This window comes from Staphylococcus sp. GDB9P120P (assembly GCF_017893435.1).
GTDB classification, from domain to species: domain Bacteria; phylum Bacillota; class Bacilli; order Staphylococcales; family Staphylococcaceae; genus Staphylococcus; species Staphylococcus cohnii.
Window position 1 is genome coordinate 812,477 of sequence record NZ_JAESNB010000002.1, and the last position, 23,409, is coordinate 835,885.

Sequence of the window (23,409 nt, forward strand, 5' to 3'; positions counted from 1 at the left end):
CGAGTGTTACACTAAGATTAATAGATAAAAGTCTAAAATGAGGTGGACACTGTGAATTATTCTGCATTAATACATACAGAGATACAAAAAAAATGGATAGATAAATTTGATTCAATAAAAGAACAATTTAAAGAAAAAGCTGAGTATAATGATAAACATTCAAGATTTCCATATGAGAATATTGATTGGTTGGTAAAAGAAGGCTATACGCTATTAACGTTGCCTAAAGCTTATGGTGGTGAGGGTGCGACTGTTGAAGATATGGTTGTACTACAGACGTATTTAGGAGCAATAGATGGAGCAACTGCACTTTCAGTTGGTTGGCACCTTAGCGTTGTTGGACAATTATATGAACAACATGCTTGGGAACAAGATATGCTAGAGCGCTTTGCAGTAGCAGTGAAAAAAGGTGCATTAGTTAACAGAGCTGTCAGTGAAGCTGAAACAGGCAGCCCTACACGTGGGGCAAGACCTGCTACACATGCAATAAAAAAAGACAAAGGTTTTGTGATTAATGGGGTCAAAACATTTACTTCAATGAGTAGAAGGTTAAGCCATTTTATTGTAAGTGCCTATTATGAAGAAATAGATACTGTTGGGTTTTTCTTGATATCTGAAGATACGCCTGGTGTTGAGATTGCAGACAATTGGAATATGGTGGGTATGCGTGCAACTGAAAGTCATGATTTGATTTTAAATGATGTTTTCATTCCAGAAGAAAATTTTGTTGAAATAAGAGGCGCTGGTGGTAAAAAACCTAATGGTTGGATATTACATATTCCTAGTACTTATTTAGGTATTGCACAAGCAGCGAGAGACTATGCTGTTGATTTTGCAAAAAATTATAGCCCTGCAAGCATTGATGGTGTGATTGGGGATATATCGACCGTACAGCAAAATGTCGGTAAAATGGAATCCTTACTATTGTCAGCTCGTCACTTTTTATGGAGTACTGCAGCTTTATATAATCAGCAACAAGACATACCAATTTGGAATGAAACTTCAGCAAGTAAAGTGTTGGTGATGAACCAAGGTTTAGAAGTGATAGACATTGCCATGCGTATAGTGGGTGCTAAGAGTTTAGAGATGGAGCGTCCATTACAACGTTACTATAGGGATATGCGAGCTGGACTCCATAATCCACCTATGGAAGACATGGCTTATACTAATATTGCTCATAGTGTATTAGGTCACTTCAAATAAATATAGAAAACATGGCCTGTTTTTAAAGTAAATGAATACTTTGAACAAGCTTTATATTTTGGAATGAGTATAAAAATCAATTATTATAGTTGATTTTATAACTCATTCCTTTTTTTATTTTTTAAAATAATAAAAATTTTAGGTTTTCTTAGGTTTTCTATTGTACAAATTTTATAATCATTATATAATTCAATGGTAATGATAATCATTTTCAACGGAGGGACCTTATGAAAAAATTAATATTTCCAATTATTGTAATGGTTTTAATATTAGCTGCTTGTGGGAAACAATCTGAAAGTGGCTCAGATAGTAAAAAAGAAGATACAAAAGCTTATAAATTAGATAGCGGAAAGAAAATTGATATACCTAAAAATCCAGAACGTATTGCAGTTGTTGCACCTACATATGCAGGTGGAATTAAATATTTAGGAGGCAATATTGTAGCAGTAAATGAGCAAGTCGATAGCAGTAATATTTTAAAAGATAAATTTAAAGATGTTGAAAAAGTTGGAGAAAATGATGTTGAAAAAGTTGCTAAAACAAAACCGGATTTAATCGTAGCTTACTCTACAGATAAAAACATTAAAAAGTATAAAAAGATTGCACCGACAGTAGTTTACGATTATGGTAAGCATAAATATTTAGACCAACAAAGACAATTAGGTAAATTACTTGGAAAAGAAGATAAAGTAAAAAAATGGGAAGAAAAATGGAAATCACAAACTGAAAAAGATGGTGAAGCAATCAAAGAGAAAATTGGTAAAAATACAACAGTATCAATTTTTGATGAATTCGATAAAAAACTTTACACATACGGTTCTAACTGGGGTCGTGGTGGTGAAGTCATTTACCAAGCTTTTGGATTAAAAATGCCTGATAAACTTAACGAATTAGTTAAAAAAGAAGGCTGGGCTGAAATTAAACAAGAAAAAATAGCGGATTATGCTGGTGATTATATTGTTTCTACAAGCGAAGGTAAATCAAAACCAGGTTATAAAAAAACCGATCTTTGGAACAATTTATCTGCAGTTAAAAATGATCATGTCATAGAGGTACAAGCAGAAACTTATTGGTATAACGATCCTTATACATTGGAATTTATGAGAAAAGATTTGAAAGAGAAATTTTTGAAATCTAACTCATAAAGCGTTGATTATAGTAATTTTTTAAAGGTTTAATTAGATATCATCAAAATAAAACATGAGTTTTGGACGAAGTAAAGTTGTCCAGGCTCATGTTTTTGTTTATTAAAAGGGTATAGTTTTATTGTAAACTTTTTGTTTTTAATAGTTTACATTTGTGGTATAATTTTTTTCATTAAAGGAGGTTTGATGATGTCAACGAAATATTTAGTTTATACTGCTTTAATGACTGCAATTATTGCAGTTTTAGGTTTTGTACCTGCAATCCCGTTACCAATAATGCCTGTTCCAATCGTTTTACAAAATATTGGTATATTTCTAGCTGCTATTCTATTAGGTCGTAAATATGGAACATTGAGTATTGTTGTTTTATTACTTTTAGTAGTTGCTGGCTTACCGTTGCTATCAGGTGGTCGTGGTGGTATTGGTGTATTTGCAGGGCCATCAGCAGGTTTTTTATTTATGTATCCTGTTGTTACATATCTCATTGGACTTGTAAGAGACTTATATTTGAAAAGAATCAACTTTATTGTATTATTGATAACGACAGTAGTGATAGGGGTCGTTTTATTAGATATTGTTGGTACGATTATAATGGGACTTATAACGAATTTACCGATTTCTAAATCTATTATGCTTTCTTTTGTATTTATGCCTGGTGATATTATTAAAGCTCTGATTGCCAGCTTAATTGGTAATATCATGTTAAATCATAGTCGATTTAAACAATTACTTAAGTAGAATCAGTTTCGATAAAGGGGAGTGAAAATGATGGCAAACATTACTTTAAACAATATTTTCCAACCCGGGAATATTTATGCTGAAGATGAAGATAAAGTAATTTATTTAACTCCTCAAATTCCTTTAGTATTTGATGCAAATAAATGGGTGTACAAACAAATGCCTTCAATTAAACAATGGAAAGCAGATATTGCTACACAAACACATATGCATAAGCAACAGAGTTCTAATCATTTAACCTTTACTTTTCCTGAAAATATAGAATTGGATCAACAATGGATAGCATTAATTAATCAAGAACAATTTGAATTAGGTCTAATGGAGTTATATGCGATTGAACCTCAAAATTTCGAAAAATATGTAGATTCTGAAATCGAAGTTAAAGTGGTGGATGAGAATACCATAGATGATTATATAAGTGTTCATAGCCAGTTCGCAGCACCATATGGTGAGGAATATGTCAGGGAAAGTTCTAATATGATTAAAAACCAATATATTAATGATGCTAAAACACGTCTTATAGCTTATAAGCAAGGTGTTCCGGCTGGTATATTAGATTTGATTATAGATGAGACAACTGTTGAAATTGATGGTTTTGGCGTATTAGCATGTCATCAAAGGCAAGGTGTTGGTAGCGTGATGCAAAGTTTTGTCGCAGAATTAGCCATGCAAAAACCATTGATACTGATTGCCGATGGAGAAGATAGTGCTAAAGAAATGTATGTGAAGCAAGGTTATGTATTTATAAGCTTTTGCTATCATATTGTAAAAGAAGATATTTGAATAAGCTCCAATGTTTTTTACTATAATATAAAAAGTATTTTCACATAGTGAAGATATTAGCGTGTCGACAAAGTCTCCAACTTTGTCGACATTTTTTATGCACGATTTCTGAAGGCATAGCTTCATACTTTCATATTTGACTAATGCTTTTTTGTATGTGTCTGCACCAATTCACACTCAATATTTTAATAGTGAATGAGTATACGTGTTTTATAATATTGCATAACTCAATGGATAAAAAACAAACCTTAGGTGACATATCACATAAGATTTGCCTGTAATTTGATATTTTCACATAGTGAGGAATACTTTTTAATCATTATGATGTTATGCGTTCTGGATGGCTATAAACATTAAAATTACCATCCCGAATAAAACCAATTGCTGTAATATTTAAATCATTGGCAAGCGTTACAGCTAATGTAGTTGGTGCGGATTTAGATAAAATAACACCAACGCCAATTTTCGCAGCTTTAATAAGAATCTCAGAAGATATGCGCCCACTAAAAATTAATACTTTATCTCGCACAGGTATATGTCGTTGTATACAATAACCATAAAGTTTATCTAAAGCATTATGTCTACCAATATCTTGTCTGTGTTCAAAAAATGTCTCTCCATCACTAATGGCAGCATTATGTAGGCCACCAGTTTGTTTGAAAATTTTACTTGCGCTTTGTAAACGTGTCATCATATTAAGTACTTGGTGAGGGGTAAGTTTAATTTTAGACATAGATGTTTTCGCTATAGCAGCATCATTGTGGAAATAAAATTCACGACTCTTACCGCAACATGATGCAATCATACGTTTAGTAGAGTATTCAAAACGGTCATTAAGTGATTTAGTTAATTCTACATGGGCAAACCCTTTACTGTCGTCTATTTGGATAGATTTTAAATCATCACTTTTTAAAATAGCACCTTCTGAAGCTAAAAAACCTAAGACTAATTCTTTCATATGATTTGGACTGCAAATGACTGTAGCAAATTCTTCTCCATTGACCATGATTGTCAGTGGGAATTCTGTGACGTAGTGATCTGTTGTTTCAATAAGTTTGCCGTTTTCATATCTAACAATATGTTGATTTGTCAAAACATCTTCATTCATAGTATTTATCCCCCAGTTCCTATTCACTAACTATTTTAGCGTATTTTTTGTTGCAAAAAAAATAAACTGTATTCATAAACATACTTATAACTATAATATATGTTTGATATATATCATGCTTAGAAGTAAACTTATAGTAAACACGAAGTTGAGAGGTGACTCGATGAATGGCTAGTATAAGAGATATTGCGAAAGAAGCAAAGGTCAGTCCAGGTACGGTTTCTCGTGTGTTAAATAACGACCCTACCTTATCTGTCGCTAAAGAAACGAGAAAAAGAATATATGATATAGCAGATAATTTTCAATATAAAAAGTCTGAAAGAAAAAATAAAAGTATACAAATTATTACTTATGCATCACGAGCCAAAGAAATGTCTGATCCGTATTATCGTGAGATTAGACTTGCCATTGAAGCGGAGGTGAAACGTTTAAATCTATCATTAAAAAGAACGCTTCGTATTGATAGTGAACATGATCCTATTGATTTCACTAAAATAACAAAGGCTGGTGCAATTATTGTTGTGGGGAATTTTGCTTCAGAAGCTATTTTAGAATTACAGAGTTACAATCAGAATATTGTGGTTATCAATAACGCTAACACACCTAAATCTGTTGATGCTGTTTATTCAGATTTATATGACGCTATGATTCAATTATTAAACGATATAGATCGTTCAGGTTTAAACGATATTGTTTATGTTGGTGGTACGCATACAATAAAAAATCTTACTGGTATGCCAACATTGAATAGTCCAAATATCCAAGATAAGCGATATAGCGCATTTACTGACTGGTGTGACAAGCATCAAAGAAAAGGTAGATTATTAATGAATGGTTGGAATAAAGAAGATGGTATAAATGCAGTGAACGAATTATTACAAAACCATCATTTACCTCAAGTTTTTATCGCAGGTAACGATATGATTGCTATAGGTATATTGCAACAATTACAACTAAAAAAATACACTTTACCTGATGATATTAAATTGATAAGTTTTAATGATTTAGAAGTCATTCAGTATGCAGTTCCTTCTATCAGTAGTGTACATATACCAATAGAAGATTATGGAAAAATAGCAGTAAGAATGGCTGAAGAGAGAATAAATAAAACAAGACAAATTGCCATACATGTTATAGCAGAAGCACAATTAAAAGAAAGAATGACTTTTAAAGTTAACAAGTAATGTATATTGACAAAACATTTAGTAAACAAGTAAACTTTATTTAAGTTTACTAAGGAGTTCGATTTTGGTTTATATCGTTTTTTAAAGGAGCGGAATATTATGTTAGAAGCTATGCGCGAGAAATTTGAAAGAATATTTGACAAACAGCCTGAAGTGAGTGCATTTGCACCAGGAAGAATTAACTTAATTGGAGAACATACTGATTATAATGGAGGTTATGTTTTTCCAGCTGCAATTGAATTAGGCACGTATGGTTTAGCGGTTAAACGAGAAGATAATTTGGTTCGCCTATATTCTAATAATTTTGAAACGGTCGGTATGATCACCTTCGATTTAGACCATTTAGATTTTGAAAAGGAACATGATTGGGCGAATTATCCTAAAGGTGTTATTAAATATTTAGTAGAAGCTTTTTCAGAAATTAAACAAGGCTTTGATATTTTGATAGAAGGTAATATTCCAAATGGCGCTAGTCTTTCATCTTCTGCATCAATAGAATTATTAACCGGTTGGCTGATAAAACAGTTATTTAACTTGAATTTAGAGAGATTAGAACTCATTAAGATAGGTCAACGTACTGAAAATCAATTTATGGGTGTCAATTCAGGAATTATGGATCAATTTATAATAGGTATGGGGAAAGCAGAACACGCCGTATTACTAGATACTGCAACGTTAAAATATGAATTTGTACCGGCAAAATTTGGAGACTATGTCATATCGATTATGAATACCAATAAACGTCGCTCATTAACTGAAAGTAAATATAATGAACGCAGAAGTGAATGTGAATCTGCGCTGTCATCATTACAACAAAAGTTAAATATTGAATCTTTAGGTGAATTAACGATGGACCAATTTAAAGCACATCAAATGCTTATTGAAGATGACGTAAAACGTAGAAGAGCAAAACATGCCGTTTCAGAAAATGAACGTACGAAACTTGCTTATCAAGCATTATCCGATAATAATTTTGAGAAATTTGGGCAATTATTAAATGATTCACATGCATCTTTAAAAGATGACTATGAAGTAACAGGTATTGAACTTGATACGTTGGCAGAAACAGCTCAACAAGTAGAAGGTGTGCTCGGTGCAAGAATGACAGGCGCAGGTTTTGCAGGTTGTGCAATTGCGTTAGTGCACAAAAATCAAATCCAAGCATTAGAAGATAAAGTTACAAAAAAATATATAGAAAAAATTGGTTATGAACCATCGTTTTATCATGTCGGCATTAGTGATGGCGTAAAAACAATTTAAAATCAAATTAAAAAAGGAAGGGTTTTTTCATGGGTGTACTAGTATTAGGTGGCGCAGGTTATATTGGAAGTCATGCAGTAGATCAATTAATTCATAGAGGTTATGATGTTGTTGTTGTAGATAATTTAGGCACTGGACATAAAGCAGCAATACACGATAAAGCAAAGTTTTACGAAGGTGATATTCGTGATAAGGCATTTTTAGAAAACGTATTTAATAACGAAAATATTGAAGGTGTATTTCATTTTTGTGCATATTCATTAGTTGGTGAATCTGTTGAGAAACCACTAAGCTATTTTAATAATAATGTTAATGGTTTACAGGTATTGTTAGAAGTTATGTATGATCATGAGGTAGCGCATATTGTTTTCTCATCAACTGCAGCTGTATATGGTGAACCAGATTCTGTACCAATTACAGAGGATGATTCTAAAACGCCAACAAGTCCTTATGGTGAAAGTAAATTAATGATGGAAAAAATGATGCATTGGAGTCATGAAGCTTATGGTGTGAATTATGCTGCACTACGCTACTTTAATGTTGCAGGAGCAAAAGAGGATGGCACAATTGGTGAAGACCATAGACCTGAGACGCATTTAATTCCGATTGTATTACAAGTAGCTTTAGGACAAAGAGATGAACTAACTGTTTTTGGCGATGATTATGATACGGAAGATGGCTCTTGCATACGAGATTATTTACATGTCGTTGATTTAATTGATGCGCATATCTTAGCGTTTCAACATTTGAAAAATGGAGGAGAATCAGGTGCATTTAACTTAGGTAGTAGCCAAGGATATTCTGTGTTTGAAATTTTAGAAGCAGCAAGAAAAGTTACAGGTAAAACAATAAATGCAGTTGTCGGTGAAAGAAGAGCCGGAGACCCTAGCAAATTAATTGCATCAAGTAATAAAGCACAGCAAGTATTAGGATGGAAACCTAAACATGATGATATACATGATATTATTAGTTCTGCTTGGCAATGGCATGAAAAGCACCCTAACGGATATCAGGAGGTATAATGCATGTTATTGAATAAATACGCTGTCCAATTATTTGTATCTCACGCTATTGCACATGGGGATTATGAAGCGGAAGACGCCATTTATATTCAAAATAGGTTGCTGAGTATTTTAAATGCTTCAGGCATAGATGATACAACCACTTCCAAATTTAATTCAGAGACAACTGCACTTGAGATAACACAACACTGGATTCAAGAAGCAATCAGTTCCAAATGTATAGATGACGCATTATATAGCAAAGAAATCATTGAAGCACAAATATTAGATTTAATCACACCTCGTCCATCTGTACTGAATCAAAAGTTTTATGAATTATATCAACAGAGTCCGAAGAAAGCGACAGACTATTTTTATAACATAACCAAACGCAATCATTATGTGAAAGAAGATGCAATTGCGCATAATATAAATTTCAACACAGCAAGTGAGTATGGTGATATGGAAATAACAATCAATCTATCCAAGCCAGAAAAAGATGCTAAACAAATTGCCAAAGCGAAAGAAGCGCCTGCAACAGATTATCCTAAATGTGCACTATGCATGGAAAATGAAGGGTTTAAAGGCTCTGTAATACAAGCAGCGAGAACAAATCATCGTATCATCAGATTGAACTTAGGACAAGAACAATGGGGATTTCAATATTCTCCATATGCCTATTTTAAAGAGCATAGCATCGTTTTATCTCAATCACATGTTCCTATGAATATAGATAAGCAAACATTTGTACAACTGTTGGATTTTGTAGATAAATTTCCACATTATTTTATTGGTTCGAATGCAGATATTCCGCTCGTTGGCGGTTCGATTTTGACGCACAATCATTATCAATCGGGTAGACACACATTTCCGATGGACAACGCTAAGGAACTGCACAGCTTTAGTTTAAAACAATTTCCAACAGTAGCAGCTTCGACTTTGTATTGGCCAATGAGCGTCATTCGTTTGAAAAGTGAAGATAAAAACGACTTAGTGGCGGCGGCAGAATTTATTAGAAAAGCATGGAATAATTATTCAGATGAAACTGTAGATATAAGCGCATACAGTAAAAATGGCGAGCGTCATCATACTGTAACGCCTATTGCACGTTATAGGGAACAACAATATGAACTTGATATTGTTTTAAGAGATAATCAAACATCGGAACAATATCCAGATGGTGTCTTTCACCCTCATAAAGACGTCCAACATATTAAGAAAGAAAACATTGGATTAATAGAAGTTATGGGTACTGCAATTTTGCCTGGTAGATTAAAACAAGAATTACAACAGGTTAAGGCATTTTTATTAGGTGATCAACAACAAACGTTAGGTATACATCAACCATGGGCAGAAGACATGACACAACGATATGATATTAATGAAAAGAACGTAGAGGAAATTATTGAAAAAGAACTTGGTTTTAAATTTAAACGCGTACTAGAGGATGCAGGTGTATTCAAAAACACACCACAAGGTCAAAACGCATTTAAAACGTTTATTACATCGCTATAATAAATATTTTGAAAATTGAGCTATACAAAGTCATTTTTACTTTAGTATACGCTCTTTTTTTTTGAAATAAAGAGGCATATAATTATATGAAAAAGGAGGCAATTAAATGAAAAGAACTTGGCATTTTTTAATTATTGCTACTATTATGATTTGTATGTTAATAACTGGGTGCTCTAATAGCGAAAATAATCATAGTGAAAAAGATGCTAACAATAAGGTTGATAATAAGAAAGAAATACATATTTCAGCTGCAGCAAGTTTAACAGATGTCACTAAAGATTTAGAACAAGCATTTAATAAAAAACATAAAAATGCTAAAATCACATTTAATTATGGCGGATCAGGAGCCTTGAGACAACAAATAGAGAAAGGGGCACCTGTAGATGTATTTATGTCTGCAAATACAAAAGATATTGATGTATTAGGTAAACAAGCTCAAAACAAATATGAATACGCACAAAATGATTTAGTGCTTATAGGTGAATCTAATAGTACATATAAGAATGTGTCTGATTTAAAGCAAGGTGAAAAGTTGGCAATAGGCGAGGCTAAATCCGTGCCTGCAGGTAAATATGCTGAGCAATACTTAAAAGATCATCAATTGTATGAGGATGTTAAATCTCATTTAGTTTTTGCAAAGGACGTGCGACAAGTATTAAATTATGTTGAAAAGGGCAATGCCCAATTAGGTTATGTTTATAAAACAGATTTATATCAAAGTCAAAAAAATGGTGATAGTAATGTGAAAGAAATTCAAACAGTTGAGTTAAAACAGCCTATCACATATAAGTCAGCGACGATTTCAGATAAAAAGTTAGCCACAGCATGGGTTGAATTTTTAAAAACAGATGAAGCAAAAGAAATTTTAAAAAAATATAAATTCAAAGTATAGGAGGTAGCAGAAATGCCAGATGTCACGCCATTTTGGATATCATTGAGGGTCGCGGTTATCAGCACGATTATCGTTACGATATTAGGTGTTTTTATATCAAGATGGTTGTATAAGCGTCGTGGCTTTATAACAAGACTTTTAGAAAGTTTCATTGTTTTACCAATCGTGTTACCTCCAACAGTGATGGGTTTTATTTTACTGATTATATTTTCACCTCGTAGTGTGGTTGGTAGTTTTTTTAGCGATTTTTTACATTTGCCAGTTGTATTTACTTTAACTGGTGCCATATTTGCATCTATCATTGTAAGCTTTCCGTTAATGTATCAGCATACTGTACAAGGTTTTCGTAACATAGATCCCAAGATGTTGAATACAGCAAGAACAATGGGCGCAAGTGAAAGTAAAATATTTTTTAAATTGGTTTTACCGTTATCTAAGCGTTCAATACTTGCTGGTGTAATGATGAGTTTTGCACGGGCAATTGGAGAATTTGGTGCTACGTTAATGGTAGCAGGTTATATTCCTAACAAAACCAACACTTTACCTTTAGAAATATACTTTTTAGTAGAGCAAGGGAAAGAAAATCAAGCATGGTTATGGGTGATTGTATTGGTTGCATTTGCGGTTACTGTAATTGGTACAATCAATCTATTGAATAAAGATGGTTATCGGGAGGTTCGTTAATGCTAAATATATCTTTGAATCATCTTTTAAATAGTACGCAATTACATGTAGAAATAGATGATACTACACCTAAAATCTATGCCATTAAAGGACCTTCAGGCATAGGTAAAACAACAATTTTAAATATGCTTGCTGGTTTACAACAACCAGACCAAGCGTTTATAAAGATTAACGACCATATATTGACAGACACTACTTCAAATGTTGATGTGAAGATTCAAAAACGCAATATCGGTTATTTATTTCAAGATTACCAATTATTTCCAAATATGACTGTGTTTCAAAATATCACTTTTATGACACAGAACTCTCAGCACATAGATAATTTAATGAATCAACTAAATATTGTTCATTTAAAAGATAAATTTCCAATTCGCTTATCTGGTGGTGAATCCCAACGTGTTGCATTAGCTAGAACTTTAAGTACTAAACCAGACTTGATGTTACTAGATGAGCCGTTTTCTAGTTTAGATGATGTAACGAAAGAAGAAAGTATTTTGTTAGTAAAACGAATTTTTAAATTATGGAATATACCTATTATCTTTGTTACACATTCGCAATATGAAGCTGAAATACTGGCACACGAAATTATTAATATAGGGTGATAGGTGATATGCAACTATAATTTATGAGAGGTTGAGTAATAAATGTAATCACATTTATAAATAAGTAGGGGTTGATGCAATGATTATCGAATGTTTAGGAATTTCTGGGGGTATACCAACACTTTATCAATCAGTTTCACAGCATAAAGATGCACAAAAACGAACAGGGCCTGGTATCTTCATTCATGATTTACAATTACTAATTGACACTTCAGAAGATATATTTCAACAACTAAGACAATCAAAAATTTATGATATAAAATATGGCATTTACTCTCATTGGCATCCAGATCACACGATGGGGATTAGAATATGGGAAACACTCAATTTTGATTTTATTCACAAAGTACCTAAGTCCAAAACATCAACGGTTTATATTACAACTCAAGAAGTGGAAGATTTTAAAGCATATTTTGCGCGTTGGGAATATGTTCAATATTTAGAATCATTAGGCGTAATTAACCTAGTAATTGTTGACAATGATGCAGAAATTAATTTTGATGACACAAAGGTAGAATGGATTCAATTAGCAGAACAATTCGCGTTTGGTTTTTATTTAACTACAAATACCAAACGTATACTTATTATTCCAGATGAAATTAAAGGCTTTCGACCAACGGAGAAATTGAAAAATGTTGATGTTGCTATTTTACCTTTTGGTAGCAATGAAGTTAATCCTATAACTAATGAACGTATTCATCCAGAAGGTATGTTAAATGCTTTAGGAGAGGCTACATTTGATGAATGTGTGACTATTGCTAAAGCTATTAATGCTAAGCATACATATTTTACTCATATTGAAGCTACTGAAAGTTTAACGAAGGCACAAATTAAACAATTAGAAGAGCAATTAGAAGAAGATGGTTTAAAATCAACCATTGCATTTGATGGATTAAAAATTCAAATTTAAATAATGATTAGTGACTTTAATGTCAAAAATCAAAGTATCAGTAATCACCATAAATGTATCATTATATCTTTTGAAACTGTTTTGCGATAAAGAGTAGGAATATGAAATCACTATCTAAATTTGATTTCGTTCTTACTCTTTTATTTTGTTAAGTTTTACATTGGTAATATGAATAAAAGTGGCATATAGGATTTTTGCATAATGAATTTAAACAGTTGTTACATAGACCTTCAAGATTTATAATGAAAATAATGACGCAAAGTGAGGGGTTTCATAGTGAGTGTAGAACGTTATTCTAGACAAATGTTATTTAAACATATAGGAACATCTGGGCAAGAGAAAATTATGAATGCACATGTGTTAATTATAGGTATGGGAGCTTTAGGGACGCACCTAGCAGAAGGATTAGTAAGAGCTGGTGTAGGTGAACTAACAATTGTAGATAGAGATTATATTGAATATAGTAATTTACAACGCCAAACGATGTTTACAGAAATGGATGCAGCAGATAAATTACCAAAAGTAGTTGCAGCAGAACGTAATTTAATGGCTATACGTCAAAATTTGAGATTGCATTTACACATTGCACATGTCGATCGGTTATTTTTAGAAACATACGCGCAAGATGTACAACTTATTTTAGATGCAACAGATAATTTTGAAACGAGACAATTGATAAATGATTTTGCCTATAAAGCTGCTATACCTTGGATTTATGGTGGTGTGGTACAAAGTACTTATGTGGAAGCGACGTTTATACCTGAACAAACACCTTGTTTTAACTGTTTGATTCCACAGCTACCTGCAATTAATATGACTTGTGATACAGTAGGTGTCATTCAGCCAGCAGTCACTATGACGACTAGTTTACAATTAAAAGATGCATTGAAAATATTAACAGGCGCAACAATTGCACCTAAAGTTACTTACGGTGATATCTGGGAAGGCACACATTTTACATTTGGATTTAAAAAATTGCAAGATAGCGCTTGTAAAACTTGTGGCACACAACCAACATATCCGTATCTCAATACAACACAAAGGCAATTTGCAACTTTATGTGGAAGGGATACTGTTCAATATGAAAACCCTGAAATTTCCCAGGAAATGTTGGAGACATTTTTGCAACGACAAGAGATTCCATATCAACGGAACCCTTACATGTTACATTTTGAATATAAAGCACATAGAATAGTTAGCTTTAAAGGCGGAAGGTTATTGATTCATGGTATGACTAACCCACAACAAGCGATGACGTTAATCAACCAATTATTTGGCTAAGGAGGTTCAATATGCATACAAATGTTAAACTTGATAGAAATATTAAATGTGCAGTATTAACAGTTTCTGATACAAGAGATTATGAAACAGATAAAGGTGGTAAATTAGTTAAAGAGCTAATCTCTACATTAAATGTTACGATTTCTGAATCGCATTATAAGATTGTTAAAGATGAGCAAACAGCAATTACTCAGCAAATTGAGCAATGGTTAGCAGAAGATATTGATGTGATTATCACTACAGGTGGAACTGGTATAGCACAAAGAGATGTAACGATAGAGGCTGTATCCAGTTTGATTACTAAAGAAATCGAAGGGTTTGGAGAATTATTTAGATATTTAAGTTATGCAGAAGATGTTGGAACACGTGCGTTATTATCTCGAGCTATTGCAGGTACCGTAAATGATAAATTGATTTTTAGTATACCTGGCTCTACGGGCGCAGTGAAATTAGCATTGAATAAGCTCATTAAACCAGAACTGAATCATTTAGTTCAAGAGATTACAAAATAATTAGAGCCCAACGTTTATATGTTCGTCGGACTCTATCTCTTACATATTAATATTTAAGACAATTATCTTTTGTAATCACCAGATTTGCCACCTGTTTTTGAGAGTAGGTAAGTTTCGCCAATGACCATGCCTTTATCTAAAGCTTTTGTCATATCATAAACTGTAAGTGCTACAGCTGAAGCGGCAGTAAGTGCTTCCATTTCCACACCAGTTTTTCCAGTTGTAGAGACGGTTGCCTGTATATTTAAAATGAATGATTGTGCTTTTTTTTGCCAATCAAATGTGATATCTATACCAGTTAAAGGTAACGGGTGACACATCGGTATAATATCAGCTGTATTTTTTGCTGCCATAATACCAGCAATTTGAGCAGTATTAAGCACATTTCCTTTTTGGTTAGTGTGATCAACGATTTGTTCATAAATCGCTGGATTTACCGTTATACTTGAATGCGCAGTAGCTGAACGTTTTGTTATGTTTTTATCAGAGACGTCTACCATTTTCGCATTCCCTTGTTTGTTAATATGCGTAAATTCAGTCAAAGTATCCCTCCTAATCGTGTTCTAGTATATCATGAAATTATTAATTATAAGGAGTAGATTTGCGATGTCTGTAGAGAAAAGAAACCCAATTCCAGTGAGTGAAGCAATTCAACGTGTGATAAACCAAGAAATTTTTATGGATAAAATCACTTTACCTTTAGCAGAAAGCTTAAATTACATTTTAGCTGAAGATATTATAGCGACCCATGAAATACCAAGGTTTGATAAATCACCATATGATGGTTTTGCGTTAAGAAGTATTGATACAAAAGGTGCAAGCGGTGACAATCGCATTAAATTTAAAGTTATTGACCACATTGGAGCGGGGTCAGTTTCAACTAAAACAGTTGGAGCATTTGAAGCCGTGAGAATTATGACAGGTGCACAAATACCTGAAGGTGCTGATGCCATCGTTATGCTTGAACAAACTGTCGAAGGAGAACAAGATTTTACAATAAGAAAAACATTTAGCGAAAATGAGAATATTTCGTTAAAAGGTGAAGAGACAAAGGTTGGAGATATTTTATTAGAAAAAGGTCAATGTGTTAATCCAGGGTCTATAGCTGTTTTAGCAACATATGGCTATACAGAAGTTCCGGTTTTTGAAAAACCTAGCGTGGCTGTGATCGCTACAGGAAGTGAATTATTGGATGTTGGAGATGATTTAGAACCAGGAAAAATTCGTAATTCAAATGGCCCTATGATAACTGCTTTAGCTAAAAAGCATCACTTAGAAGTCAATGCTTATAAAATTCAACAAGATGATTTGAATAGTAGTATTCAAGTGATGCGTGAAGCTATGGCTGAGCATGATATTATAATCACTACTGGCGGTGTATCTGTAGGAGATTTCGATTATTTGCCTCAAATTTATGAAGCGGTCAATGCGCAAGTCCTGTTTAACAAAATTGCCATGCGTCCCGGTAGTGTAACTACAGTAGCTGTTGCTAATAATAAATATTTATTTGGATTATCAGGTAATCCATCTGCTTGTTTCACTGGATTTGAACTCTATGTCAAACCTGCAATACAGCACATGATGGGCGCCAAAGCTATATATCCACAAATTGTACAAGCTACACTTATGGAAGACTTTAAAAAGCCAAATCCGTTTACAAGATTTATTCGTGCAACAGTGACTTTTAATGGTAAAGAGATGACAGTGGTACCATCAGGATTTAATAAGTCTGGTGCAGTAGTAGCTATTGCACATAGCAATGCAATGATTGTGTTACCAAGTGGTACAAGAGGATATCAAAAAGGTCACACAGTTGATGTCATTTTAACTGAATCGCAAACATATGAAGTGGACACTACGCTATGATATTACAAATTGTAGGTTATAAAAATTCAGGGAAAACAACATTGATGACACATGCAGTGAAATTTTTAAAATTGCATGGTTTTTGCGTAGCAACGATTAAACATCATGGTCAACATGACTTAAACCTATCAGATATTGAACTTCAAACGGATACTGTTGATCACATGAAACATTTTAATGCTGGTGCGGATCAAAGTATCGTTCAAGGGCACCATCTACAACAAACAGTTACACGAATTGAAAAACAAAGACTGGATGAAATCATTGATAAATCTGTTACAATAGACAGTGACATCATTTTAGTAGAAGGATTCAAAGAAGCAAATTATGATAAAGTGCTGATATATCGTGATAATGCTGATTACCAACAGCTAAATAAATTATCAAATATTCAGTACGATATTAATATTGAACAACCATTAGCACTTCAAAAATTTGAACAATGGTTATTATCTTTCGTTAATGAAAAAGGAATGGATTGAATGAAACAATTTGAGGTTATAAACGAGCCAATAGCAACAGAACAATATCGTCAGTATGTTCTCAATGAACATCAAGGTGCCGTTGTTATTTTCACAGGTCATGTACGTGAGTGGACACAGGGAGTCAAAACAGAATATTTGGAGTATGAAGCTTATATACCTATGGCAGAAAAAAAGTTGGCACAAATAGGTGATGAGATTTCACAAAAGTGGCCGGGGACAAAAACGGCTATTGTTCATAGAATTGGGCCACTAGCGATATCAGATATTGCAGTATTGATAAGTGTTTCTTCGCCACATAGAAAAGATGCTTATCGTGCTAATGAATATGCAATTGAACGTATTAAAGAGGTAGTACCCATTTGGAAAAAAGAAATTTGGGAAGATGGTGCTGAATGGCAAGGTCACCAACATGGTAGCCATGAGGATGCAGTTGGAGGAGAATAGTTATGAAAGTATTATACTTTGCGGAAATCAAAGAAGTTTTGGGTAAAAGTTCAGAAGATATTGACTTAAGTTATGATATTACCGTTGATGAATTTGTAACAGATTTGTTTGAGCGTTACCCTAATATTAATAACAAAAAGTTTCAAATTGCAGTTAATGAAGAATTTGTCAAAGGTGATGATATCGTAACGTCTAATGATACTGTAGCGTTGATACCACCAGTTAGTGGAGGGTAATAGACATATGAAAGCAATTATACTAGCTGGAGGACAATCAGAAAGATTTGGTAAACCAAAAGCGTTTGCAAAGATTAACTATCAAATGTTTTACAAACGTATCATTGAAGTTTTAGAAGCTACTAATATGTTTAATGAAATAATTATTAGTACTAATGAAACGTTAGCACATGAATTTGATCATGATAAGATTGTTATCGATCATGCTAAAAACAAAGGTAAAGGCCCACTGGTTGGTATTTACTCAGTAATGAGACAACATTCAGACGAAACACTTTTCTTTGTCATATCTGTAGATACACCTATGATTACACAAAAAGCAATAAGTAAATTGTATCAATTTATGGTGGAACATTTAATAGAAGATCAACTAGATATCGCCGGTTTCCAAGAAGATGGAATGCCCATTCCAACGATGGCTTTTTACAGCCCGCATACTCTATCTTTTATAGAATCAGCATTGGAATCAGGCGATTACAGCCTTAAGAATGTCTATTCAAAAGTCAAAAGTGATTGGTTAGATGTGCGTGAAATTGGTTCATCTGATTATTGGTACAAAAATATTAACTATCAACAAGACTTAATAGATTTACATCACGACATTATGAATAGATAGGGGGCTAATCAGATGGTAGAACAAATAACTGATAAACTTGGACGTCCAATTCGAGATTTGAGGTTGTCAGTTACAGATCGTTGCAATTTTCGTTGTGACTATTGTATGCCGAAAGAAATATTTGGTGATGACTTTGTTTTCCTACCCAAAGATGAATTACTCACTTTTGATGAAATGGTACGTATCGCTAGAGTTTATACACGTTTAGGAGTCAAAAAAATACGTATTACAGGTGGAGAGCCTTTATTAAGAAGAGATTTATATAAATTAATATATGAGTTGAACCAACTTGATGGTATAGAAGATATTGGTTTAACCACTAATGGTTTATTATTAAAAAAACACGGCCAAAAATTATATGATGCTGGTTTAAGACGTATTAATGTGAGTTTAGATGCGATTGATGACAAAGTGTTCCAAGCTATAAATAATCGAAATATTAAAGCTTCTACGATTTTACAACAAATAGATTATGCGGTCTCAATAGGTTTTCATGTAAAAGTAAATGTAGTTGTTCAAAAAGGTGTGAATGATGATCAAATTTTACCTATGATTCAATATTTTAAAGATAAAGATATTGAAATACGTTTTATTGAATTTATGGACGTCGGTAATGATAATGGTTGGGATTTCAGTAAGGTTGTAACAAAAGATGAAATGTTAAAAATGGTAGAGTCATCATTTGATATTGAACCTGTGGAACCCAAGTATTTTGGTGAAGTTGCAAAATATTATCGACATAAAGATAATGGTGCTAAATTTGGTCTGATTACAAGTGTGTCTGAATCATTCTGTTCTACATGTACACGTGCGAGATTATCATCAGATGGTAAGTTTTATGGTTGTCTATTTAGTACCGTGGACGGGTTTAATGTGAAATCATTTATGCGATCTGGTGTGTCAGATGAGGCACTGTTTGAACAGTTTAAAGCTTTATGGAATATTCGTGATGATAGATATTCAGATGAACGTACAGCGCAAACAGTAGCCAATAGAAAACGTAAAAAAATCAATATGAACTATATTGGTGGCTGATTTATTAGGAGATAGCATTTATGAGAACTGAACATTTGACCATGATAATCAGCTATTAACTATTTAAAAAGTTTAAATAACTAATAACTTTATAATTATAATCACTATTGTGATTATTCTAAAAAATATTATGAGTAGGAAATAATTCAATGTTTCAATTTGAATTATCTTCTACTCTTTTTTATTATAATTTGAACTCATATCTTATGTGAAATGATTTCAAAAATGTGGAAAGATATTTTTATATGAAAATGTATTATACATAAGTATTTTTTTAACGATTAAAGATAATGAACAATAGAAAAATATTACCATAATCAATTGTAGCTATATAAAAACTTTACAATAGTAAAATTTATTTATCTGTTTCTTTTAAAATAATAGATTTAATGAAGAAAGTGTTATATAATATTTTAAAAGCTTATTCATTATATAAAGCCATTACTAACAATGAAAGTAAATCATGAGGAGGCCAAATTTATGGAAAGTAAAGCATCATTTTATATTACATCTGAGAGGGCTTTAAGTCAGTTAAAACATTGGTTGAAGTCAGTTCACCGTTTATCTATCGAAGAATTTGTAGTGTTGTTTAAAGTTTATGAAGCTAATAAAATTAGTGGAAAAGAATTAAGAGACACCTTACATTTTGAAATGTTATGGGACACTAGTAAAATAGATGTGATTATAAGAAAGATTTATAAAAAAGAGTTGATCTCAAAAGTTCGATCAGAAACAGATGAAAGACAAGTGTTCTATTATTACACTGATGAGCAGTTAAAAGTAATAGATGATATTATAAAAGAAATTGAAAACATAAAAGTTGCTTAATCACTAAAGTTACAATTAGATAATTATCAATGACAATGATATAAATAAGAGATAAGCCAAGTGCTATAATAGCATTTGGTTTTTTTAATAAACTTAAAATATACGATCATTCAAATTGAATAATAACCTTGAAATAACTATTATTCAAATTTAAATATATAAAGTAATACTGGATGGTTCATAATTAAAATGAGTACAAAAAAACTGCCAACAAAAATAGTTTTGTTGGCAGCTAAAGCAAATAATTTACAGTAACCTTAACTTATTGTTTTATGAAAAAATTAATAAGCATTCATGTGTTTTACTTTTCTACCGTGAACGAAGTAATAAATAACACCAGTAATTAAAACCAATACGCCCATAATAGCGTATAATTGAGCGAATGACACTGTAGATGTTACAAAGCCTAATACATAAGGTCCAAAACCTAATCCTAAGTCTAAACCGATAAAGTAGGTTGAGGTAGCAATACCATATTTAGCTGGTGGAGATACTTTGATTGCAATGGCTTGCATACAAGATGAAATATTGCCGTAACCAGCGCCAAGGAGTAACCCAGCAAGAATTAATAACCAACTATTATTTGTAATACTTAATGTTAAAAATGTAAGGATTAAAAAGACAAAAGCAGGATAAGCGATGACGTTTTCGTTTTTGAGGTCCATCATTCTACCAGCAATTGGTCTTGTAATGAGTGATGCAATAGCATAAAAAATAAAGAAATAACTAGATACTGTAACTAAATTGATTTCTTGGGCAAAAAATTGTAAAAATGTCAGGATAGACGAATAAGATAATCCTGCAAGGAGCATAATAATTGCCACAGGTAATGCTTCTTTGGCGATGTAATTATTAATATTAAATTTTTTGCTTTCAGTTGTTTGTGTTTTCGGGATATCACTAGTGATATCGATATCTAACTTAATAAAAAATGAAATGATAAAACTGATGATACCGCACATTAAACAAAGCAAAAATAGCAATTGAATTGGGAATGTATTAATAAGTAAAAGGCCGAAAAATGGGCCGATTGCAGCGCCTATAACTAAACTTAAAGAAAACAAGCTAATACCTTCACTTTTTCTCTCTTGTGGTGTTGCATAAGCAGCAATTGTCCCCGTTGCTGTCGTAGTAACCCCAGTAGCAATACCATTAACTAATCTCGTGAACATTAGAACAGCTAAGGCACCTTCTATAAAATAAAACAATTGTGTGATGATTAATAAGATTAAACCAATGATTAAAATACGTTTAGGACCTATTTTATTAACATACTTTCCAGTGATAAATCGTCCAATTAAAGAACCGATAATAAATAATCCAGACACGAGTCCCGCCATACTGTCTGACGCATGATATTCAGTTTTTGTATAACTCGCTATGATGACGATAAGCAAATACATGCATAAGTAAACTAAAAAGTTTGTAATGAAATTGATATTAAAATTTTTCGTCCAAATTGGTGACTTCATCGATGCTGTTTGATTCATGTTAAAATTCCTCCATTTCTAAAATTTGCGCGTGAATAAGTTGAAGTGATTTTGTAATATGTTCAATTTCTGAAACTGATAAACCTGTATTTTTAATAATTTCGTCTTGCACTTTATCTACACGTGAACTGATGTTTTTATAAAGGTTTTCTCCTTTTGGAGAAAGTGAAAGCCATTTTTCTCGTTTATCTGTACCTGTTTCAACAGTTAATAGAGATTTTTCAGAAAGTACTTTTAATATTTTTCTTGTGGTAGGCTTCTCAATAGAGCGTCGTTTTGAAATTTGTACTAAAGTGGTTGGTGCATTGTAGGAAATATCTTTTAAAACGAGCCATTGTGCAGGATATAGATCAAATGATTCAAAGATAGGTTGGAACATTTTTGTATACGGTCTATAAATTGCGATGATGTTATCAAATACAAATTTATTTTGCATGAAAGCATACCTCCGAAAATGGTTAGCAAAGCTAACTTAATTTTGAACAAGTTATATTTTAGCCTATTTGGACAGGGAAAGCAATACCTATTTATTAAGTGATGCTTTTGATATCTGAATAAAGATAAATTTATAATTGCAATTTAAATCATTATAATGGGTTATCAGAAGTAAACATGTATACAATTTGTTAAAATAAATGTAAAGGAAAATTAGGGGGATAAAGGTATGCAAGATTTAAAGTTAGATCATATCGTTCATTATGTACAACAATTAGATAATTTCAAATTCCCAGGTCATTTATTTACACTATATCAAGGTGGTAAACATGAGAAATTAGGCACATACAATCGTTTAGCCTACTTAAATAATGCTTACATTGAATTATTAGATATTTATAAACCAGAGAAATTGCAAAAAATTGTAAAAAGTGAAGAAGGTCGAGTGTCATTTCCTTCGAAAATTGTTCAAGATCATTATAAAGAAGGATTAAAAACAATAGCATTTCAAACGCAAGATATTACCAAATTAAAAGAAACGCTGGAAGCACAAAGTATAGATGTCATAGGTCCTGTTGAAATGCAACGAGAAAACACAAAAGGAGAAAAGACTACATGGCGCTTGTTATATATAGCTGATCCTGATTATAGGGTGAAGCCGCCATTTTTTATTCAATGGAATGAAAATATTGAAGCAAGAGAAGAAAAGTTAAAACCATTACGCCAAAATGCTTTTAGCATAAAAAGTATTGAAATTAATAGCACAGAAAGAGCACATACGGTTGAAAAATGGCAACAGTGGTTTGGAATGGAAATCGTGAACAACACAGAAACATTCACGACATTAAAATTGGAAAACGATGATATTGTATATCATATATATGATGGTGAATATTCGGGTTATAAAGCAGTTACTTTGAAAGATGATAATACAACTTCACCATATACATTAATCATTAGAGGGCTTAAGTACAAAGTTGAAGCAGATTAATAAATGTAAACATACATACTATGTGCAATAACAATGATGTGTATCAAAGAAATTATTAGTGTTAAAATAGTTAAGTAAGTTCCCCATTTATTGTTATTAGATAAAAGTAGTAAATAACCCGTTACTACAAATGTAAAAACAGCGAGAATAATTCTTAAACTT

At 32.4% G+C, this 23,409-nt stretch carries 26 protein-coding genes; 22 read left to right on the plus strand and 4 right to left on the minus strand.

Annotation, left to right across the window (positions count from 1 at the left end; genetic code table 11):
* The first annotated feature begins 51 nt into the window (after positions 1 to 51).
* The 4 genes from KA856_RS03665 to KA856_RS03680 all read left to right on the plus strand — a co-directional run bounded on the left by KA856_RS03665 (position 52) and on the right by KA856_RS03680 (position 3,869).
* Positions 52 to 1,203: an acyl-CoA dehydrogenase family protein gene (locus tag KA856_RS03665; RefSeq protein ID WP_107384138.1), complete on the plus strand. Its 1,152-nt coding sequence runs from the start codon at positions 52 to 54 to the stop codon at positions 1,201 to 1,203.
* A gap of 227 nt (positions 1,204 to 1,430) precedes the next feature.
* Positions 1,431 to 2,348 (plus strand): ABC transporter substrate-binding protein, encoded by a 918-nt coding sequence (locus tag KA856_RS03670; protein WP_107386202.1) that lies wholly within the window; start codon positions 1,431 to 1,433, stop codon positions 2,346 to 2,348.
* A 189-nt stretch (positions 2,349 to 2,537) separates the two neighbouring features.
* Positions 2,538 to 3,086 carry a biotin transporter BioY gene (locus tag KA856_RS03675; protein WP_107386203.1) on the plus strand — a complete coding sequence of 183 codons (549 nt, stop codon included), beginning with the start codon at positions 2,538 to 2,540 and terminating at the stop codon, positions 3,084 to 3,086.
* 30 nt (positions 3,087 to 3,116) lie between these two features.
* Positions 3,117 to 3,869 carry a GNAT family N-acetyltransferase gene (locus KA856_RS03680; protein ID WP_107386204.1) on the plus strand — a complete coding sequence of 251 codons (753 nt, stop codon included), beginning with the start codon at positions 3,117 to 3,119 and terminating at the stop codon, positions 3,867 to 3,869.
* A 319-nt stretch (positions 3,870 to 4,188) separates the two neighbouring features.
* Here KA856_RS03680 and fdhD read toward each other — a convergent pair whose 3' ends face one another.
* Positions 4,189 to 4,977 (minus strand): formate dehydrogenase accessory sulfurtransferase FdhD, encoded by a 789-nt coding sequence (fdhD, locus tag KA856_RS03685; RefSeq protein ID WP_107384134.1) that lies wholly within the window; start codon positions 4,975 to 4,977, stop codon positions 4,189 to 4,191.
* Positions 4,978 to 5,144: 167 nt separating this feature from the next.
* On the opposite strand from fdhD, the gene KA856_RS03690 reads away from it, so the two are divergent.
* The 10 genes from KA856_RS03690 to KA856_RS03735 all read left to right on the plus strand — a co-directional run bounded on the left by KA856_RS03690 (position 5,145) and on the right by KA856_RS03735 (position 14,821).
* Complete coding sequence (locus KA856_RS03690) at positions 5,145 to 6,161, plus strand: LacI family DNA-binding transcriptional regulator (RefSeq protein ID WP_107384133.1); 1,017 nt, start codon at positions 5,145 to 5,147, stop codon at positions 6,159 to 6,161.
* A gap of 99 nt (positions 6,162 to 6,260) precedes the next feature.
* Complete coding sequence (locus tag KA856_RS03695; protein ID WP_107386205.1) at positions 6,261 to 7,421, plus strand: galactokinase; 1,161 nt, start codon at positions 6,261 to 6,263, stop codon at positions 7,419 to 7,421.
* A 29-nt stretch (positions 7,422 to 7,450) separates the two neighbouring features.
* Positions 7,451 to 8,443, plus strand: coding sequence for a UDP-glucose 4-epimerase GalE (gene galE, locus KA856_RS03700; RefSeq protein ID WP_107384131.1), 993 nt, complete (start codon positions 7,451 to 7,453; stop codon positions 8,441 to 8,443).
* 3 nt (positions 8,444 to 8,446) lie between these two features.
* Positions 8,447 to 9,937: a UDP-glucose--hexose-1-phosphate uridylyltransferase gene (gene galT, locus KA856_RS03705; protein WP_107384130.1), complete on the plus strand. Its 1,491-nt coding sequence runs from the start codon at positions 8,447 to 8,449 to the stop codon at positions 9,935 to 9,937.
* Positions 9,938 to 10,043: 106 nt separating this feature from the next.
* Positions 10,044 to 10,829 (plus strand): molybdate ABC transporter substrate-binding protein, encoded by a 786-nt coding sequence (gene modA, locus KA856_RS03710; protein WP_210138502.1) that lies wholly within the window; start codon positions 10,044 to 10,046, stop codon positions 10,827 to 10,829.
* A 12-nt stretch (positions 10,830 to 10,841) separates the two neighbouring features.
* Positions 10,842 to 11,513 carry a molybdate ABC transporter permease subunit gene (gene modB / locus KA856_RS03715; protein WP_107384128.1) on the plus strand — a complete coding sequence of 224 codons (672 nt, stop codon included), beginning with the start codon at positions 10,842 to 10,844 and terminating at the stop codon, positions 11,511 to 11,513.
* Positions 11,513 to 12,118 carry an ATP-binding cassette domain-containing protein gene (locus KA856_RS03720; protein ID WP_107384127.1) on the plus strand — a complete coding sequence of 202 codons (606 nt, stop codon included), beginning with the start codon at positions 11,513 to 11,515 and terminating at the stop codon, positions 12,116 to 12,118. The genes modB and KA856_RS03720 overlap by 1 nt, the downstream gene beginning before the upstream one ends.
* Before the next feature lie 79 nt (positions 12,119 to 12,197).
* Positions 12,198 to 13,028, plus strand: coding sequence for an MBL fold metallo-hydrolase (locus KA856_RS03725; protein WP_107384126.1), 831 nt, complete (start codon positions 12,198 to 12,200; stop codon positions 13,026 to 13,028).
* Positions 13,029 to 13,304: 276 nt separating this feature from the next.
* Positions 13,305 to 14,309 carry a ThiF family adenylyltransferase gene (locus KA856_RS03730; protein ID WP_107384125.1) on the plus strand — a complete coding sequence of 335 codons (1,005 nt, stop codon included), beginning with the start codon at positions 13,305 to 13,307 and terminating at the stop codon, positions 14,307 to 14,309.
* 11 nt (positions 14,310 to 14,320) lie between these two features.
* Positions 14,321 to 14,821 (plus strand): MogA/MoaB family molybdenum cofactor biosynthesis protein, encoded by a 501-nt coding sequence (locus KA856_RS03735; protein ID WP_107384124.1) that lies wholly within the window; start codon positions 14,321 to 14,323, stop codon positions 14,819 to 14,821.
* 62 nt (positions 14,822 to 14,883) lie between these two features.
* Here the strand turns inward: KA856_RS03735 and moaC are convergent, their stop codons facing one another.
* A complete protein-coding gene (moaC, locus tag KA856_RS03740) occupies positions 14,884 to 15,363 on the minus strand; it encodes a cyclic pyranopterin monophosphate synthase MoaC (RefSeq protein ID WP_107384123.1) in 480 nt (159 codons plus the stop codon).
* Positions 15,364 to 15,427: 64 nt separating this feature from the next.
* Between moaC and KA856_RS03745 the strand changes: the two genes are divergently transcribed.
* The 7 genes from KA856_RS03745 (at position 15,428) to KA856_RS03775 (ending at position 20,331) form a co-directional block, all read left to right on the plus strand.
* Entirely contained in the window at positions 15,428 to 16,687 is a 1,260-nt protein-coding gene (locus tag KA856_RS03745) for a molybdopterin molybdotransferase MoeA (protein WP_107384122.1), read from the plus strand.
* A complete protein-coding gene (mobB, locus tag KA856_RS03750; RefSeq protein ID WP_107384121.1) occupies positions 16,684 to 17,169 on the plus strand; it encodes a molybdopterin-guanine dinucleotide biosynthesis protein B in 486 nt (161 codons plus the stop codon). Before KA856_RS03745 ends, mobB begins: the two co-directional genes overlap by 4 nt.
* Positions 17,170 to 17,616 (plus strand): molybdenum cofactor biosynthesis protein MoaE, encoded by a 447-nt coding sequence (locus KA856_RS03755; protein ID WP_107384120.1) that lies wholly within the window; start codon positions 17,170 to 17,172, stop codon positions 17,614 to 17,616.
* 2 nt (positions 17,617 to 17,618) lie between these two features.
* On the plus strand, positions 17,619 to 17,852 hold the full coding sequence (moaD, locus tag KA856_RS03760; protein WP_019468087.1) for a molybdopterin converting factor subunit 1: 234 nt from the start codon (positions 17,619 to 17,621) through the stop codon (positions 17,850 to 17,852).
* Between the two features lie 7 nt (positions 17,853 to 17,859).
* Positions 17,860 to 18,468 carry a molybdenum cofactor guanylyltransferase MobA gene (gene mobA, locus KA856_RS03765; RefSeq protein WP_107386208.1) on the plus strand — a complete coding sequence of 203 codons (609 nt, stop codon included), beginning with the start codon at positions 17,860 to 17,862 and terminating at the stop codon, positions 18,466 to 18,468.
* A 12-nt stretch (positions 18,469 to 18,480) separates the two neighbouring features.
* Complete coding sequence (moaA, locus tag KA856_RS03770; protein WP_107384118.1) at positions 18,481 to 19,503, plus strand: GTP 3',8-cyclase MoaA; 1,023 nt, start codon at positions 18,481 to 18,483, stop codon at positions 19,501 to 19,503.
* 480 nt (positions 19,504 to 19,983) lie between these two features.
* The gene (locus KA856_RS03775) at positions 19,984 to 20,331 is read left to right on the plus strand and encodes a transcriptional regulator, SarA/Rot family (RefSeq protein ID WP_019468084.1); all 348 of its coding nucleotides are present in this window, start codon (positions 19,984 to 19,986) and stop codon (positions 20,329 to 20,331) included.
* Positions 20,332 to 20,612: 281 nt separating this feature from the next.
* On the opposite strand, the gene KA856_RS03780 is transcribed toward KA856_RS03775, so the two are convergent.
* Together KA856_RS03780 and KA856_RS03785 are read right to left on the minus strand one after the other, a co-directional pair.
* A complete protein-coding gene (locus tag KA856_RS03780; RefSeq protein ID WP_107386333.1) occupies positions 20,613 to 21,821 on the minus strand; it encodes an MFS transporter in 1,209 nt (402 codons plus the stop codon).
* 1 nt (position 21,822) lies between these two features.
* Complete coding sequence (locus tag KA856_RS03785; protein ID WP_107386332.1) at positions 21,823 to 22,257, minus strand: MarR family winged helix-turn-helix transcriptional regulator; 435 nt, start codon at positions 22,255 to 22,257, stop codon at positions 21,823 to 21,825.
* Positions 22,258 to 22,485: 228 nt separating this feature from the next.
* Between KA856_RS03785 and KA856_RS03790 the strand changes: the two genes are divergently transcribed.
* Positions 22,486 to 23,247: a VOC family protein gene (locus KA856_RS03790; RefSeq protein WP_107385094.1), complete on the plus strand. Its 762-nt coding sequence runs from the start codon at positions 22,486 to 22,488 to the stop codon at positions 23,245 to 23,247.
* Positions 23,248 to 23,409: the final 162 nt, after the last annotated feature.